Here is a 14,899-nt window from a genome sequence, read left to right on the forward strand (position 1 = left end):
AAACTTAACTCTTATTGATCCACAGCAACAGGAAAGATTTACACTTAAGTAAAATCTTACGTCTGGTTTGAGTAGGGTTTTGACGCGTTGATGTTTTTTAGATGTTTTGGATTTTTGCTTGTTTTTATCTCGTTTCACGCTTCGTCTTTGAATTTCTCATCGACGTTTTTGCGGCTGAACTGCCCGGAACGCGGCCTGGTCGAAATTATTCTGCACGTCTACGACCACACCCAGGAAAAGTGGCCCGGGCATTTTGAAACCGGCGCTGGCCATAAGCGTGTCGGCGATACCGAAATTATTCCCTTTGCAAACGGGGATGTTCTGTTCCACTCCATTTCACGCGATGCGTTCAGCTACCTGTATGATGGCGAATCGACGCTCAGCCACTGCATGAAGCTGGACGAACGCCCCGTTTATCCGTCCTTTTGACGTCCGGCACTGGCCGCTGTGCGGCCAGTTTTAACCGAATCAGAAACGGTAACCCGCAGAGAACATAAACACCCACGGATCCAGACGGGTACTGATACTCTGCTGCTCTCCGCCCGCCTTGAAGCGAACGTCGGTATCAATATCCATGTACCAGACCGAGGCGTTGATCAGCCAGTCGCGGTTGATCAGATAGTCCAGCCCCACCTGCCCCGCCACGCCCCAGGAGTCCTTCAGGCTGAGATCGGAAAGCCCGGCCGCTTTCCCGGTATCGTTAAATTTCTCGTCAAAGAAGGTGGTGTAGTTAACGCCCGCGCCAATATAGGGGCGCACCTTGCTGCTGGAATCCCCAAAGTACCATTGCGCCATCAGCGTTGGCGGCAAATGGTGCACCGTGGCAATGTCGCCGGTCGGTCCCAAACCGACGCGGTGACGAAACGGCGTGGCGGCAAGAAGCTCAACGCCCACGTTATCCGTTGCCATATAGGTAAAGGTCAAGCCTAGCTGAGTGTTATTGCTGACGTTGAAACCGCCCATCCCCAGTACGCTGTCTGAGCCTTCCGTTGGGCGCACCGTTGCCGAACCGGCACGGATAAAGAATTCACCTGCTTCATGCGCGTACGCGCCGCCAGAGAGACTGCTTAAGATAAGGGCTGCCACCGCTAATTTTTTCATATCCGCTCCATCGTTGTGGTTTTAATTGCGGAGGAGAATATACTCACAAAAGAGTAATAAGTGATCTAACACAGATCACATTAAAACCAGTAAGTTAACATTCATTGATCTAGGTTAATTTTTGGTGACGCCATATAAAGCAATAAGTTGTTACCACGTCAATTTCTGGCATTTCTCGGTTACAAAAATTTCTGCTTTTCCTCACTTGCGCTTGCAGTAGCGGCTGGACAATTTCTCGCTCTCACAGTCTGATTGGGTGGGTCCTTCTTTTGCAGCTTTACAAAGATATGCTTTTCCATACAAGCCTTGATGCTGCCACCAGCGCCATATCCGGTGTACAATTGCCGGCTAATTAACACCTGCAATACTCAAGGAGAGTGCATGTCTATCACGGCGAAGTCTGTCTACCGTGACACGGGAAACTTTTTCCGCAATCAGTTCATTACTTTTTTACTGATCGCGTTGTTATGCGCCTTTATTACGGTGGTGCTGGGTCATGCGTTCTCACCCAGTGATGAACAGATTGCCACGCTGAGCCAGGGGGATCATCTTGCAGGCAGCGCGGGGTTGTTTGACCTTGTGCAGAATATGACGCCAGAACAACAGCAAATCTTGCTGCGCGCCTCTGCGGCATCGACCTTCTCGGGCCTGATTGGCAATGCCATTCTGGCCGGAGGCGTGCTGCTGATGATCCAGCTGGTGTCTGCCGGGCAACGCGTCAGCGCGTTACGTGCAATCGGTGCCAGCGCGCCGGTGCTGCCCAAGCTGTTTATCCTCATCTTCCTGACCACACTGCTGGTCCAGATGGGGATAATGCTGGTTGTCGTTCCTGGCGTGTTGCTGGCTATCGTTCTTTCATTCGCGCCAGTCATGGTGGTGCAGGACAAAATGGGCATTTTCACCGCCATGCGTAGCAGCATCAGGCTCGCGTGGGCAAATATGCGACTGGTCGCGCCGGCCGTTATCAGCTGGTTACTGGCCAAAACGCTGCTACTGCTGTTTGCGCCGAATTTCGCGGTGTTAACGCCAAACGTCGGTGCGGTTGTCGCCAATACGCTGAGCAACCTGATTTCAGCCGTGCTGCTGGTCTATTTGTTCCGCCTGTACATGTTAATTCGTCAGTAACCGGGATCGCAGAATGAAGCAGTTTCTTGATTTTTTACCGCTGATCGTATTTTTCGCTTTTTATAAGCTGTACGACATTTATGCCGGCACGCTGGCGCTGATTGTGGCCACGGCTGTGGTGCTGATTTATAGCTGGGTTCGCTACCGCAAGGTTGAGAAGATGGCGCTCATCACCTTCCTGATGGTGGCGGTGTTTGGCGGCCTGACGCTGTTCTTCCACAATGATGAATTCATCAAGTGGAAGGTCACGGTGATTTATGGCCTGTTTGCGGGCGCGCTGCTCATCAGCCAGTGGGTGATGAAAAAGCCGCTGATCCAGCGCATGCTGGGCAAAGAGCTGACGCTGCCTCAGGCAGTCTGGGGGCGTCTGAACCTGGCCTGGGCGCTGTTCTTTATCCTGTGCGGTCTTGCCAATATCTACATCGCTTTCTGGCTGCCGCAGAATATCTGGGTCAACTTCAAGGTATTTGGCCTGACGGCCCTGACGCTCGTGTTTACGCTGCTAAGCGGCGTGTACATCTACCGGCACATGCCGCAGGACGATAAGCAGTAACCCTACGGGCCGGATCGCAATGCGATCTGGCCTTTTTTCACTTTCCTTTCACATTCCGCCCCCCTTCTTCAAAAATGACTGAATCATGAAGATTTTGTGGAGATTGCTCTCTTCTCATTGTAATGAGAATCACTATCATTAATATTCGTCATCGCATTTTAACAAATGGAAATGAGTTGATGAAAAGCATAATAAGATTTGCCCCCGCTTCACTTACGTTGGCCATCCTTGCGGCACTGGGCCAGGGCGCGCATGCAGCAGAAGAGACTCTCGACGACGGTGAAACCATGGTGGTTCAGGCGACGGCTGAAGAGGCGCTGAAGCAGCAGCCTGGCGTCTCGGTTATTACGGCGAAGGACATCGAAAAGGATCCGCCGGTAAACGATCTTTCTGAAATCATTCGTAAAATGCCCGGGGTAAACCTCACCGGCAACAGCGCGACGGGCAGCCGCGGCAACAACCGCCAGATCGATATTCGCGGTATGGGGCCGGAAAATACCCTGATCCTGATTGACGGCGTGCCGGTGACATCCCGTAACTCGGTGCGCTACAGCTGGCGCGGCGAGCGCGACACCCGCGGGGACACCAACTGGGTTCCGCCAGAAATGGTCGAGCGCATTGAAGTGCTCCGCGGGCCTGCCGCCGCTCGCTATGGCTCCGGGGCTGCCGGTGGCGTCGTCAACATCATTACCAAACGCCCGACCAACGACTGGCACGGCTCGCTCTCGCTTTACACCAACCAGCCTGAAAATGATAAAGAGGGAGCGACAAAACGCGCTAACTTCGATCTGAGCGGTCCTCTCGCAGGCGATGCGTTAACGATGCGCCTTTACGGGAACATTAACAAAACCGACGCGGACGCCGAGGATATTAACACTGCGCAAAACGGCTCTTACGCCGCCGGACGCGAAGGCGTACGAAATAAAGACATCAACGCCCTTCTCTCCTGGAAACTCACACCGCAGCAAATTATCGACTTCGACTACAGCTACAGCCGCCAGGGCAATATCTACGCGGGCGATACGCAGTACAGCAACGGCAACGTCAGCCCTGGTGGCCTGGTATCGTCCCTGTACGGTCACGAAACTAACCGTATGTACCGCCAGTCATACGGCATCACGCACAACGGCATCTGGGACTGGGGCCAGTCGAAGTTTGGCATCTATTACGAGAAAACTAACAACACCCGCTTGCAGGAAGGGTCAACGGGCAGAGTTGAGGGTATGATCAACAGCGACAAGTACGACACCAGCCGGCTTGAGTCGTACCGTTCCACAGGCGAGCTGAACATTCCGCTGTTCTGGCTGGTGGACCAGACGCTGACCATCGGCGCGGAGTGGAACCGCGATGAGCTCAACGACCCGGCGTCAATGCAGGCGACGGACGTGTCGGGAGAAGTGATTAACGGCGTTTCCGGCACCGCTTCCGAGCGCAACAGCAAAAACAGCGCCGATCTCACCGGGATCTATCTTGAGGACAATATTGAAGCGCGTCAGGGGACCAACCTGATCCCGGGGATCCGCTTCGATTATCACAATAAATTTGGCAGCAACTGGAGCCCAAGCCTTAACGTTTCACAGGATTTAGGCGACATGTTCAAGGTGAAGGCGGGTATCGCTCGGGTATTTAAAGCGCCGAACCTGTATCAGTCCAGCGAAGGCTATCTGCTTTCCACCCGCGGGAACGGTTGTCCGAACAACATTTCCGAGGGAAGCTGCTACCTGTTAGGCAACCCGGATCTGGATCCGGAAATCAGCGTGAACAAAGAGATCGGCCTGGCCTTTGCCCTGAAAGGCTACGAGGCTGGAATTACCTGGTTCCGCAACGATTACAAAAACAAGATCGTTTCAGGAACGGACGTGCTGGGGCAGACAAGCAACGACGTAAATATCCTGCAATGGGAGAACGGCGGCAAGGCCGTTGTTGAAGGGCTGGAAGGCAACCTCACCGTGCCGGTTATTCGCGACACGCTGACCTGGCGTACCAATGCGACATATATGATCCAGTCTGAAAGTAAAGACACCGGCAACCCGCTGTCGATTATCCCCAAATATACCGTCAACACCATGCTGGACTGGGAAGTTAACAGTAAGCTTTCAGCCAACGTAAGCTGGACGATGTATGGCCGCCAGAAGCCCAGAGAGAACGCTGAAATCCGCAAAGAGGAGAATGCGATGTCCAACAGAGAGATCGGCGCGTATTCCATCGTGGGTATCGGCAGTAATTATCAGTTGACCAAAAACCTGCGCCTGAATGCCGGCATCAGCAACCTCTTTGACAAGCAGATTTACCGTGAAAATGACGGTGCATCGACCTATAACGAACCGGGCCGCGCGTATTACGCCGGCGTAACCATGTCCTTCTGACCCTCAGGCGCCCGCGCTGCGGGCGCTCACCCTATTCTCTCCAGCCAGAAATCATAGTAGCATCCCGCCTGAAGTCTTCAGTTACGAGTTTAAAAACAATGACAACAATTGACGCCCCACAGGGCGAACTGGTTTTACGCACACTGGCAATGCCCGCTGACACCAATGCCAATGGTGATATTTTTGGCGGCTGGCTAATGTCGCAAATGGATATGGGCGGCGCAATTCTGGCTAAAGAGATCGCCCACGGGCGCGTAGTCACCGTCCGGGTTGATGGCATGACCTTCCTGCGTCCGGTTGCGGTTGGAGATGTGGTTTGCTGTTACGCGCGCTGCGTAAAACGCGGCAATACCTCTATCTCCATCAACATTGAGGTTTGGGTAAAAAAAGTCTCTTCTGAACCGATTGGTCAGCGCTATAAGGCGACGGAGGCATTATTCATCTATGTGGCGGTGGATAGCGACGGGAAACCGCGCCAGCTTCCCCGGAGCTAAGCTTCAGGTATAAAAAAAGCCTCCTTGCGGAGGCTTTTTTTTGCCGTTATTCCATCTGCGCCCCGCCGTTCAGGCGGAAGACAATGTTCACAACCAGCCCGCTGCCAGGTTTACCGGCCTCGTAGCGCCATCTGCGCATGGCCGATTTCACTTCACGTTCAAACATATTCGCCGGCTGTGCGGAGAGGATTTGCACGTTATCAACGCGACCGTCGGCGGTGACGTCAAATTTCACCCTTACGCGCCCCTCAATGCGTAACGCCTGCGCGCGCGCCGGATACTGCGGCTGATTACGGCTCAGCGCGCGCGGGCCCGCTGGCGCGGTTACCGTCGGTTTCGTCGCGGTCGCGGTGTTATTCATCAGCGGACGCGACGGCGCGGCATTTTCAACCGGTTGCGTGGCGCGTGGCTCTACCGGACGCACTTCACGTTTAGGACGCTCTTCCACCTTTTTAACCGGCTTGGGTTTTGGCTTCGGTTTAGGTTTTGGCTCTGGCTTATGGATCACCACCGGCGCTTCTTTCGGCGGCTCAGGAACTGGCTCGGGTTCGGGCTCCGGTTCAACAACGGGCTGTGGCGGCGGCGGCGCAACCTGCGGCGGCTCAAGATCCGCAGGCGATACCATGGTCACAGAAATTGGCTGCGCTGGCGCCGGCATTTCAATAACCTGATGAACCGAGGTATAGAGCAGACCCGCCACGACAGCACCGTGAATAACGACGGAAAGCAGCGTCGGCCATGGAAAGCGGCGAGGTAAATCAAGGGTCATCGAAGTCATAATCATCAACGTTAAAAAACCGAACTTCGATTTTAAATGCAAATAGCAATCATATTCAATAAGACACTTTGTCCTGGCGCAATTTAAGCGCGTAAGCGGGCAAAAAAGGGGCATTTAGATCAGGGTTTTAACAATGTAATTATCTTTACATTGCAGTCATTTGTGCTTTCACATAACGTAATTGTCACTTTCACCGGTTAAGGAGCTTTGCCGTGCTTTACGTGATTTACGCTGAAGATGTACATGATTCTCTGGAAAAACGTCTTTCCGTTCGCCCTGCCCATCTGGCGCGCTTACAGTTGCTACAGGATGAAGGCCGTTTGCTGACCGCGGGCCCGATGCCTGCCGTTGACAGCAACGATCCGGGAGCGGCAGGTTTTACCGGCTCCACGGTGATTGCCGAGTTTGAATCTCTGGAAGCCGCGCAGGCGTGGGCAGAAGCAGACCCATACGTCGCAGCCGGCGTGTACGAGAAAGTCACGGTTCGTCCGTATAAAAAAGTGTTCTAAAAGAAAGGCTCCCTCAGGAGCCTTTTCTTCATTCAGTGCAGCGACGCCAGCCTCGCCGCAAAGCCGACAAACAGCAGACCGATCAGCCCATTCCCCAGCTTCGCCAGTTTCTTTTTGGTTTTAAGGTAACGCGTCACAAACGCGCCTGAGAAAATCAGGAAGCTCATGTACATGAAGCTAATCAGCTCAAGCGTTGTGGCAAGGATCAGGAACGACGTGCCGGTATTCTTCGCGTTTACATCGATGAACTGGACGAAGAACGACACGTAAAAAAGAATCGCTTTCGGGTTCGTCAGGCTCAATACCAGCGAACGCTTGAGGATCGCGCTTGCCGGTTCGGCGCTGTTATCATGTGTATTATTCTGACGGTTAATAACGGACCAGAGCATTTTCCCGCCGAGCCACAGCAGGTAAAATGCCCCGAGGTAGCGGACGATATTGAATAACACCGGCGTGGTCTGGATCAGCGCGGCGACGCCCGCCCAGGCCAGAAACATCAGCACCGCATCACCAATAAATACACCGGTGGCGGCCAGATACCCTTTATTTACGCCGTGGCCAATCCCTGTTTTCAGCACAAACAAGGTGTTCGGTCCTGGAACCAGCACGATAAAAAATGCGCCGACAACATAGGTCCAGAAATTCAGTACACCAAACTCCGCAAACACGTCTCACTCCTTTTGCTCAAAACAAAGGGAATATCGCCGCAACGTCGATATTCCCGAAATCTGAAGTATACCGTTAAAGCCGCAGACCGCGTCAGTTAAACAACGGGCACCTTTCGGTGCCCTCAGGGTTATCAGATGTCCTGGACCGCGAACAACAGCGCATTACGGTGTCTGTTTAGCCCACATTTTCTGATGGCGTGGATACGCATATTGCGGCGGGATTGTGCTTCCAGCCAACGAGCCTTACGACGACTCACCTGTCGCAACATGCGCCAGCGCCCGACTTCAGTTCTACTGCGCTTCATGTCTACAACTCTTTCTCTAACAGAGATGCCATTATAATCCTAAGCGGGCGGCAAACCAGCGCTTTTATCTGCCGTTTTTATTTGCCAGATGAATCCTGATGCGTAAACTCATAACAATACGCTTTCAAAAGGATTTTTTATTTATGACAACCTTCTACACCGTGGTGAGTTGGCTGGTCATTTTAGGATACTGGCTGTTAATTGCCGGGGTGACGTTGCGCATTCTGATGAAGCGCAGAGCGGTCCCTTCCGCCATGGCCTGGCTTCTGATTATCTACATTCTCCCGCTGGTGGGCATAATCGCCTATCTCTCTTTTGGTGAACTTCATCTGGGTAAACGCCGGGCCGAACGCGCCCGCGCCATGTGGCCCTCCACGGCAAAATGGCTTGCCGATCTCAAAGCCTGCAAGCATATCTTCGCCGAAGAGAACAGCAGCGTGGCGTCATCCCTGTTCAAGCTGTGCGAACGCCGCCAGGGGATCGCCGGTGTAAAAGGCAACCAGCTCCAGTTGATGACCTCTTCCGATGATGTGATGCAGGCGCTGATCCGGGACATTCAACTTGCCCGACATAATATCGAGATTGTGTTTTACATCTGGCAGCCGGGCGGCATGGCGGACCAGGTAGCCGAATCGCTGATGGCGGCTGCACGTCGCGGTATCCATTGCCGCCTGATGCTGGACTCCGCCGGCAGCGTGGCCTTTTTCCGCAGTCCGTGGGCCGGCATGATGCGCAATGCCGGTATCGAGGTGGTCGAGGCGCTGAAGGTGAATCTTTTCCGCGTATTTCTGCGGCGCATGGATCTCCGCCAGCACCGAAAAATGGTTCTGATCGATAACTATATTGCCTACACCGGCAGCATGAATATGGTTGACCCCCGCTTCTTCAAACAGGATTCCGGCGTGGGGCAATGGATTGATTTGATGGCTCGCATGGAAGGCCCGGTGGCAACGTCTATGGGCATCGTCTACTCCTGCGACTGGGAAATCGAAACCGGCAAACGCATTCTTCCCCCGCCGCCGGATGGCAATATCATGCCGTTTGAGGAAGCCAGCGGGCACACTATTCATACCATTGCCTCCGGTCCTGGCTTCCCGGAAGATCTGATCCATCAGGCACTGCTTACCGCCGCGTACTCAGCACGTGAATATCTGATCATGACCACGCCCTATTTCGTTCCCAGCGACGACCTTCTGCATGCCATATGTACGGCGGCGCAGCGCGGAGTAGATGTGAGCATTATTATGCCGCGCAAGAACGATTCGCTGCTGGTCGGGTGGGCAAGCCGTGCGTTCTTCAGCGAGCTGCTGGCCGCGGGCGTGAAAATCTATCAGTTCGAGGGCGGGCTGCTGCACACCAAGAGCGTGCTGGTGGACGGAGAGCTGAGCCTGGTGGGCACCGTCAACCTCGATATGCGGAGCCTGTGGCTGAATTTTGAAATTACGCTGGTCATTGACGACGCCGGGTTTGGCGGCGATCTGGCGGCGGTTCAGGACGATTATATCTCCCGCTCACGCCTGCTGGACGCCAGGCTGTGGGCGAAACGTCCGCTATGGCAGCGAATTGCCGAACGACTGTTTTACTTCTTTAGTCCGTTGCTGTAAAACGTGCCCAACGATGTTTAACAGGTAGTCATCATGGAAATGGATCTGAACAATCGCCTGACCGAAGACGAAACGCTCGAGCAGGCCTACGATATTTTTCTCGAACTGGCGGTCGATAATCTCGACCCGGCTGACGTGATTCTTTTCAACCTGCAATTTGAAGAGCGTGGCGGCGCCGAGCTGTTCGATCCGTCTGAAGACTGGGCCGAACACGTCGATTTTGACCTCAACCCGGATTTCTTCGCCGAAGTGGTGATTGGGCTGGCGGACGAAGACGGCGGCGAAATTAACGACATCTTTGCGCGCGTGCTGCTGTGCCGCGAAAAAGACCACAAGCTGTGCCATATTCTCTGGCGCGAATAATAAAAAAGGCTGCCATCGCAGCCTTTTTTAATTAATCCGGTAAGACATTTCCACAGCGGTGACAAAACCGCGCGCCGGGTTCATGATTCCCCTGCTGACACCGCGTGCATTTACGCTGCCGTTTGCTGCCCTGAAACGCGCTGCTCATGTGGGTGGTAATTAGCCCCGTCGGGATCGCTATTACCGAATAGCCGATCAGGATCAGAACGGATGCCACGATTCTTCCGAGCGGCGTATGCGGCGTGATATCCCCGTAGCCCACGGTCGTCACCGTGACGATGGCCCAGTAAACGGAAGCATTAAGTGTGGTAAACCCGTACTTCGGCCCTTCGATTAAATACATCAGGGAGCCAAAAACGATCATCACGATGGCAATAAAGGAATAGAAGAGAATAAGCTGGTGGCGGGCGCTAACAATCGCGACCCAAAACACCCGCAGCGACGGCATAAAGCGCAGCAGCTTCAGAATGCGCAACACGCGAATCGCCCGCATTGCGCGCCAGGCAAACACATAGTTCAGGCTTATTTCCGGCCACAGCCACATAACGTACAGCGGCAGAATGGTGGCTAAATCAATAAAACCCCAAAAGCTAAAAACGTATTTTGCCGGATTTGGCCAGCTAATGACCCTGAGCACATATTCTGCGGTAAACACCAGCGTGACGATTAATTCCAGCCAGACAAAAACGTGCCACTCCTCATACGTCATGTGGTACTGCGTGCCGGCGCCGGATTCGATAAAGATAATAATGACGCTAATCAGCGCAAATAAACCGCACAGTCCTTCGAAGCGGCGACCGGAAACCGTTTGAGGATCAAATAAGAAATGATACAGCCGCTGACGGGCCGACGTGAGTAATCGCGACACATTAACCTCGAAAATAAGGGCTGACATAATGTCAGCCCTTGCGATTATAACGGGTCTACTTTCAGGCAGGAAACCGCATGTCGGAAACTGCCTTCCAGAACCGGACGCGTTTTTGCACATTCCGGCCCGGCGATGGGGCACCGCGTACGGAATACGCAGCCTGAAGGTGGGTTAATCGGCGAAGGCAGTTCACCTTCCAGAAGCTGGATGGTTTTATTCTTTTCCAGATCGGGATCCGGAACGGGAACCGCAGACATCAGCGCTTTGGTGTAAGGGTGCAGCGGATTGTGGTACACCTCGTCATAGGTGCCCAGCTCCACGGCGTGCCCCAGATACATCACCAGCACACGGTCTGAAATGTGTTTTACCACCGCCAGATCGTGGGCAATGAAGATCAGCGATAGCCCCATTTCCCGTTGCAGTTTCTGGAGCAGGTTAACAACCTGAGCCTGAATAGAAACGTCCAGCGCCGAAACCGGCTCATCACAGATAATCAGTTTCGGCTCAAGGATCAACGCACGTGCGATGCCGATACGCTGACACTGACCGCCGGAAAACTCGTGCGGATAGCGGTTGATAAGGTTAGGCAACAGACCCACCTTGAGCATCATCGCTTTCACGCGGTCGCGCACTTCCTGACGCGGCATCTTCGGATGATAGGTACGCAGCGGCTCGGCAATGATTTCACCGATGGTCATGCGCGGGTTCAGGGACGCGAGCGGATCCTGGAAAATCATCTGGATATCGCTGCGCACGTCGCGCCACTCATCCGGCTTCATCCCCAGCAGATCTTTACCCAGCCAGGCCACTTTGCCGTCGGTGGCTTTTACCAGGCCGATGATCGCACGCGCAAACGTCGATTTGCCGCAGCCGGATTCGCCCACCACGCCCAGGGTTTCCCCTTCGTACAGGCGCAGCGTAACGCCATCCACTGCTTTCAGGGTTTTGGCAGGCTGCCAGAACCACTGTTTGCCGTCTTTGATATCGAAATGGACCTTCAGGTCAGCGATTTCGAGCAGCACATTTCTTTTTTCGTCGATTGCGTTCATACCAGCTCCTCCTGCGGCTTAAAGCAGGCGCGCAGACGGCCTGGGGCAAACGCTTCCAGCGGCGGTGCGCTGTTACAAATTTCCATCGCGTGCGGACAACGCGGCTGGAACGGACAACCTTTCGGTAGACGCAGCAGGTTTGGCGGGTTGCCCGGGATGGTCAGCAGGGACTCCCCTTCCGCATCAAGGCGCGGTACGGCATTCAGCAGGCCAATAGAGTACGGATGGGCTGGCTGGTAGAAGACATCGCGTGCATTACCGTATTCCATCGTGCGGCCTGCATACATGACTAATACTTTGTCGCAGATCCCGGCAACAACGCCCAAATCGTGGGTGATCATGATTATCGCGGTGTTGAACTCACGCTTAAGCTCGTTCAGCAGCGTCATGATCTGCGCCTGAACGGTCACGTCCAGGGCGGTGGTCGGTTCATCCGCGATCAGCAGTTTTGGCCGACAAAGCAACGCCATCGCGATCATGACGCGCTGACGCATGCCGCCGGAGAATTCGTGCGGATACATGCGCATGCGCTTGCGTGCTTCAGGCATTTTCACCGCATCCAGCATTTTGACAGACTCTTCAAACGCTTCGGCTTTGCCCAGGCCCTTGTGGAGCATCAGCACTTCCATCAGCTGCTCGCCCACACGCATATAGGGGTTCAGGGAGGTCATCGGATCCTGGAAAATCATTGAGATTTGCTCGGCGCGCAGCTTGTTCAGCTCATGATCCGGCAAATTCAGGATCTCTTTCCCGTTGAACTTCGCTGAACCGCCGATCGCACCGTTTGACGCCAGCAGGCCCATCAGCGCAAATGCGGTCTGGGATTTACCGGACCCGGATTCGCCCACAATGCCCAGCGTTTCACCGGCACGCAGGTCGAAGTTGAGATCGTTAACGGCAGTCACATCGCCGTCGGGGGTTTTAAACGTCACACGGAGGTCTTTAACGTCCAGCAGTGCACTGGACCGCTGTTGCGCCTGTGGCGCGGTTGCCGTTTCAATAATGGTCATGACGGCGCTCCTTAACGGTCTTTCGGGTCGAGGGCATCACGCAGGCCATCGCCGATAAAGTTGAAACAGAACAGAGTGACCACCAGGAAGCCCGCCGGATACAGCAGTAACCACGGTGATACTTCCATGGAGTTTGCGCCATCGCTTAACAGCGCGCCCCAACTGCTCAGCGGCTCTTGCGTACCTAATCCCAGGAAGCTCAGGAAGGATTCAAACAGGATCATACTTGGCACCAGCAGGGAGGCGTACACCACGACCACGCCCAGCACGTTAGGAACGATATGACGCACCACGATATTGGCGGTAGAAACCCCACCAACCTGTGCCGCTTCGATAAACTCCTTACGTTTAAGGCTCAGCGTCTGGCCGCGCACAATACGCGCCATGTCCAGCCAGGAGACCATCCCGATGGCCACGAAGATCAGCAGGATATTTTGACCAAAGAAGGTCACCAGCAAAATAACGAAGAACATGAACGGGAAGGAGTTCAGGATTTCAAGCAGACGCATCATTACGGAGTCCACTTTCCCGCCAAGGTAACCGGAAAGCGAACCGTAAAGCGTGCCGACGATTACCGCCACCAGCGCCGCCGCGATGCCGACCATCAGGGAAATGCGGCCACCGATCGCCACGCGCACCAGCAGGTCACGGCCAGATGAATCGGTACCAAAATAGTGCCCGGATTCCATATCCGGCGCGCTGGACATCATGCCCCAGTCCGTATCGAAATAGGTGAACTGCGACAGCATTGGCGCCAGGGTGACGAACAGCGCGATAAGCACCAGCACGACCAGGCTGGCAACGGCGGCGCGGTTATGCATAAAACGACGGCGGGCGTCCTGCCAAAGGCTACGACCTTCAACCTCCAGCTTTTCACTGAAGTTTTCCAGCGCCTCGCTGTTTTTCTTACTCAACATCATGGCGTGCTCCAGTTAGTAACGGATTTTCGGATCGATAACGGCATACAGCACATCGACAACGGCATTAAACAGAATGGTCAGCGCGCCAACGAGGATCGTAAGGCTCAGCACCAGCGAGTAGTCACGGTTAAGCGCCCCGTTAACAAACAGCTGTCCGATGCCCGGCAGGCCATAAATGGTTTCAATAACCATTGAACCGGTGATAATGCCGACGAAAGCAGGCCCCATGTAGGAGAGCACCGGTAACAGTGCAGGCTTGAGCGCATGACGGAAAATAATCCGGCGCATCGGCAGCCCTTTCGCACGGGCGGTACGGATGAAGTTCGAGTGCAGAACTTCAATCATTGAACCGCGGGTAATACGCGCGATGCTGGCAATGTACGCCAGAGATAATGCCACCATCGGCAGTATCATGAACTTCAGGGCTCCGCCGTTCCAGCCGCCTCCGGGCAGCCATTTCAGGGTGATAGCGAATATCATGACCAGCAACGGCGCGACAACGAAGCTGGGGATAACCACCCCGGTCATTGCGACCCCCATAACGGTATAATCCCATCGGGTATTTTGTTTTAGCGCGGCGATAACGCCCGCAGTGACCCCGAGAACAACGGCCAGGATAAATGCAGCAGCCCCTAATTTAGCCGATACCGGGAAGCTGGACGCCACCAGGTCGTTAACGGAATAGTCTTTATATTTGAATGACGGTCCAAAATCACCGTGTGCAAGTTGCTTCAGATAATTGAAGTACTGCGTGGTAATGGGATCGTTTAAATGGTATTTCGCTTCGATGTTGGCCATGACTTCTGGCGGCAGCGTACGTTCACCGGTGAATGGACTGCCCGGCGCAAGGCGCATCATGAAGAAGGAAATTGTAATTAGAATAAATAACGTTGGAATCGCTTCAAGACAGCGACGCAGGATAAATTTCAACATTGCCCGTACCTTCTGGCGTGTGCCTGATGAATGTTACAAAGTAGACACAGTGGGGCAAGCTTGCTCGCCCCACGTATTGCCATTAATGCTTGATAATATAAAGATTCTTAACAGAAATATTATCCAACGGGTCTTTACCGGTATAACCCCCTACCCACGGTTTCACCAGGCGGGCGTTGACGTAGTAGTAAACCGGCACGATCGCAGAGTCTTTATCGAGCTGTTGTTCTGATTTCGCGTACAGATCGGCGCG

17 protein-coding genes and 2 pseudogenes are annotated in these 14,899 nt (G+C 54.0%); 9 read left to right on the forward strand and 10 right to left on the reverse strand.

The window, feature by feature from the left end; all coding sequences use genetic code 11:
- The first annotated feature begins 147 nt into the window (after window positions 1–147).
- Window positions 148–429, forward strand: a complete 282-nt coding sequence (locus IM267_RS03690) for a hypothetical protein (RefSeq protein ID WP_370551720.1) — start codon at window positions 148–150, stop codon at window positions 427–429.
- Window positions 430–468: 39 nt separating this feature from the next.
- Here IM267_RS03690 and ompW read toward each other — a convergent pair whose 3' ends face one another.
- Entirely contained in the window at window positions 469–1,101 is a 633-nt protein-coding gene (ompW, locus tag IM267_RS03695; protein WP_063866546.1) for an outer membrane protein OmpW, read from the reverse strand.
- Window positions 1,102–1,376: 275 nt separating this feature from the next.
- On the opposite strand from ompW, the pseudogene IM267_RS03700 reads away from it, so the two are divergent.
- The 5 genes and pseudogenes from IM267_RS03700 to yciA form a co-directional block, all read left to right on the forward strand.
- Window positions 1,377–1,457: pseudogene (locus IM267_RS03700) on the forward strand (YkgJ family cysteine cluster protein); the annotation flags it as partial.
- A gap of 25 nt (window positions 1,458–1,482) precedes the next feature.
- On the forward strand, window positions 1,483–2,226 hold the full coding sequence (locus IM267_RS03705) for a YciC family protein (RefSeq protein ID WP_045347760.1): 744 nt from the start codon (window positions 1,483–1,485) through the stop codon (window positions 2,224–2,226).
- 13 nt (window positions 2,227–2,239) lie between these two features.
- Window positions 2,240–2,779, forward strand: coding sequence for a septation protein A (locus tag IM267_RS03710; RefSeq protein ID WP_063452258.1), 540 nt, complete (start codon window positions 2,240–2,242; stop codon window positions 2,777–2,779).
- A gap of 179 nt (window positions 2,780–2,958) precedes the next feature.
- On the forward strand, window positions 2,959–5,145 hold the full coding sequence (locus tag IM267_RS03715) for a TonB-dependent siderophore receptor (protein WP_193032797.1): 2,187 nt from the start codon (window positions 2,959–2,961) through the stop codon (window positions 5,143–5,145).
- Between the two features lie 98 nt (window positions 5,146–5,243).
- Window positions 5,244–5,639 (forward strand): acyl-CoA thioester hydrolase YciA, encoded by a 396-nt coding sequence (gene yciA, locus IM267_RS03720; RefSeq protein WP_063866544.1) that lies wholly within the window; start codon window positions 5,244–5,246, stop codon window positions 5,637–5,639.
- 46 nt (window positions 5,640–5,685) lie between these two features.
- Here the strand turns inward: yciA and tonB are convergent, their stop codons facing one another.
- Window positions 5,686–6,408 (reverse strand): TonB system transport protein TonB, encoded by a 723-nt coding sequence (gene tonB, locus IM267_RS03725; protein WP_193032807.1) that lies wholly within the window; start codon window positions 6,406–6,408, stop codon window positions 5,686–5,688.
- A 221-nt stretch (window positions 6,409–6,629) separates the two neighbouring features.
- On the opposite strand from tonB, the gene IM267_RS03730 reads away from it, so the two are divergent.
- Window positions 6,630–6,926, forward strand: a complete 297-nt coding sequence (locus IM267_RS03730; RefSeq protein WP_063452254.1) for a YciI family protein — start codon at window positions 6,630–6,632, stop codon at window positions 6,924–6,926.
- A 32-nt stretch (window positions 6,927–6,958) separates the two neighbouring features.
- On the opposite strand, the gene leuE is transcribed toward IM267_RS03730, so the two are convergent.
- Both leuE and IM267_RS03740 read right to left on the reverse strand, forming a co-directional pair.
- Entirely contained in the window at window positions 6,959–7,594 is a 636-nt protein-coding gene (leuE, locus tag IM267_RS03735) for a leucine efflux protein LeuE (RefSeq protein ID WP_193032799.1), read from the reverse strand.
- A gap of 131 nt (window positions 7,595–7,725) precedes the next feature.
- On the reverse strand, window positions 7,726–7,899 hold the full coding sequence (locus IM267_RS03740; protein ID WP_017384232.1) for a YciY family protein: 174 nt from the start codon (window positions 7,897–7,899) through the stop codon (window positions 7,726–7,728).
- A gap of 143 nt (window positions 7,900–8,042) precedes the next feature.
- Between IM267_RS03740 and cls the strand changes: the two genes are divergently transcribed.
- Window positions 8,043–9,503, forward strand: coding sequence for a cardiolipin synthase (gene cls, locus IM267_RS03745; RefSeq protein ID WP_063452252.1), 1,461 nt, complete (start codon window positions 8,043–8,045; stop codon window positions 9,501–9,503).
- 33 nt (window positions 9,504–9,536) lie between these two features.
- Entirely contained in the window at window positions 9,537–9,866 is a 330-nt protein-coding gene (locus tag IM267_RS03750; RefSeq protein ID WP_006810881.1) for an HI1450 family dsDNA-mimic protein, read from the forward strand.
- Window positions 9,867–9,897: 31 nt separating this feature from the next.
- On the opposite strand, the gene IM267_RS03755 is transcribed toward IM267_RS03750, so the two are convergent.
- The 6 genes and pseudogenes from IM267_RS03755 to IM267_RS03780 all read right to left on the reverse strand — a co-directional run.
- Complete coding sequence (locus tag IM267_RS03755) at window positions 9,898–10,734, reverse strand: ion transporter (protein WP_107535682.1); 837 nt, start codon at window positions 10,732–10,734, stop codon at window positions 9,898–9,900.
- A gap of 44 nt (window positions 10,735–10,778) precedes the next feature.
- Window positions 10,779–11,783, reverse strand: coding sequence for a murein tripeptide/oligopeptide ABC transporter ATP-binding protein OppF (gene oppF / locus IM267_RS03760; protein WP_003856743.1), 1,005 nt, complete (start codon window positions 11,781–11,783; stop codon window positions 10,779–10,781).
- Entirely contained in the window at window positions 11,780–12,793 is a 1,014-nt protein-coding gene (locus IM267_RS03765) for an ABC transporter ATP-binding protein (RefSeq protein WP_193032801.1), read from the reverse strand. The genes oppF and IM267_RS03765 overlap by 4 nt, the downstream gene beginning before the upstream one ends.
- Window positions 12,794–12,804: 11 nt before the next feature.
- Window positions 12,805–13,713 carry an oligopeptide ABC transporter permease OppC gene (gene oppC / locus IM267_RS03770; RefSeq protein WP_003856740.1) on the reverse strand — a complete coding sequence of 303 codons (909 nt, stop codon included), beginning with the start codon at window positions 13,711–13,713 and terminating at the stop codon, window positions 12,805–12,807.
- A gap of 12 nt (window positions 13,714–13,725) precedes the next feature.
- Window positions 13,726–14,646 (reverse strand): oligopeptide ABC transporter permease OppB, encoded by a 921-nt coding sequence (oppB, locus tag IM267_RS03775; protein ID WP_063452249.1) that lies wholly within the window; start codon window positions 14,644–14,646, stop codon window positions 13,726–13,728.
- Between the two features lie 82 nt (window positions 14,647–14,728).
- Window positions 14,729–14,899: pseudogene (locus IM267_RS03780) on the reverse strand (oligopeptide ABC transporter substrate-binding protein OppA); the annotation flags it as partial.

The organism is Enterobacter cloacae complex sp. P15RS (assembly GCF_014895905.1).
In the GTDB taxonomy this organism is placed as follows: Bacteria; Pseudomonadota; Gammaproteobacteria; order Enterobacterales; family Enterobacteriaceae; genus Enterobacter; species Enterobacter quasihormaechei.

What these genes read in the sequence shown, in the direction of transcription:
- IM267_RS03715 (WP_193032797.1), top strand. Translation starts at nt 2,959, where the DNA reads ATGAAAAGCATAATAAGATTTGCCCCCGCTTCACTTACGTTGGCCATC.
- tonB (WP_193032807.1), bottom strand. Translation starts at nt 6,408, where the DNA reads ATGACCCTTGATTTACCTCGCCGCTTTCCATGGCCGACGCTGCTTTCC.
- ompW (WP_063866546.1), bottom strand. Translation starts at nt 1,101, where the DNA reads ATGAAAAAATTAGCGGTGGCAGCCCTTATCTTAAGCAGTCTCTCTGGC.
- IM267_RS03765 (WP_193032801.1), bottom strand. Translation starts at nt 12,793, where the DNA reads ATGACCATTATTGAAACGGCAACCGCGCCACAGGCGCAACAGCGGTCC.
- IM267_RS03710 (WP_063452258.1), top strand. Translation starts at nt 2,240, where the DNA reads ATGAAGCAGTTTCTTGATTTTTTACCGCTGATCGTATTTTTCGCTTTT.
- oppF (WP_003856743.1), bottom strand. Translation starts at nt 11,783, where the DNA reads ATGAACGCAATCGACGAAAAAAGAAATGTGCTGCTCGAAATCGCTGAC.
- IM267_RS03705 (WP_045347760.1), top strand. Translation starts at nt 1,483, where the DNA reads ATGTCTATCACGGCGAAGTCTGTCTACCGTGACACGGGAAACTTTTTC.
- yciA (WP_063866544.1), top strand. Translation starts at nt 5,244, where the DNA reads ATGACAACAATTGACGCCCCACAGGGCGAACTGGTTTTACGCACACTG.
- IM267_RS03740 (WP_017384232.1), bottom strand. Translation starts at nt 7,899, where the DNA reads ATGAAGCGCAGTAGAACTGAAGTCGGGCGCTGGCGCATGTTGCGACAG.
- IM267_RS03750 (WP_006810881.1), top strand. Translation starts at nt 9,537, where the DNA reads ATGGAAATGGATCTGAACAATCGCCTGACCGAAGACGAAACGCTCGAG.
- oppC (WP_003856740.1), bottom strand. Translation starts at nt 13,713, where the DNA reads ATGATGTTGAGTAAGAAAAACAGCGAGGCGCTGGAAAACTTCAGTGAA.
- cls (WP_063452252.1), top strand. Translation starts at nt 8,043, where the DNA reads ATGACAACCTTCTACACCGTGGTGAGTTGGCTGGTCATTTTAGGATAC.
- oppB (WP_063452249.1), bottom strand. Translation starts at nt 14,646, where the DNA reads ATGTTGAAATTTATCCTGCGTCGCTGTCTTGAAGCGATTCCAACGTTA.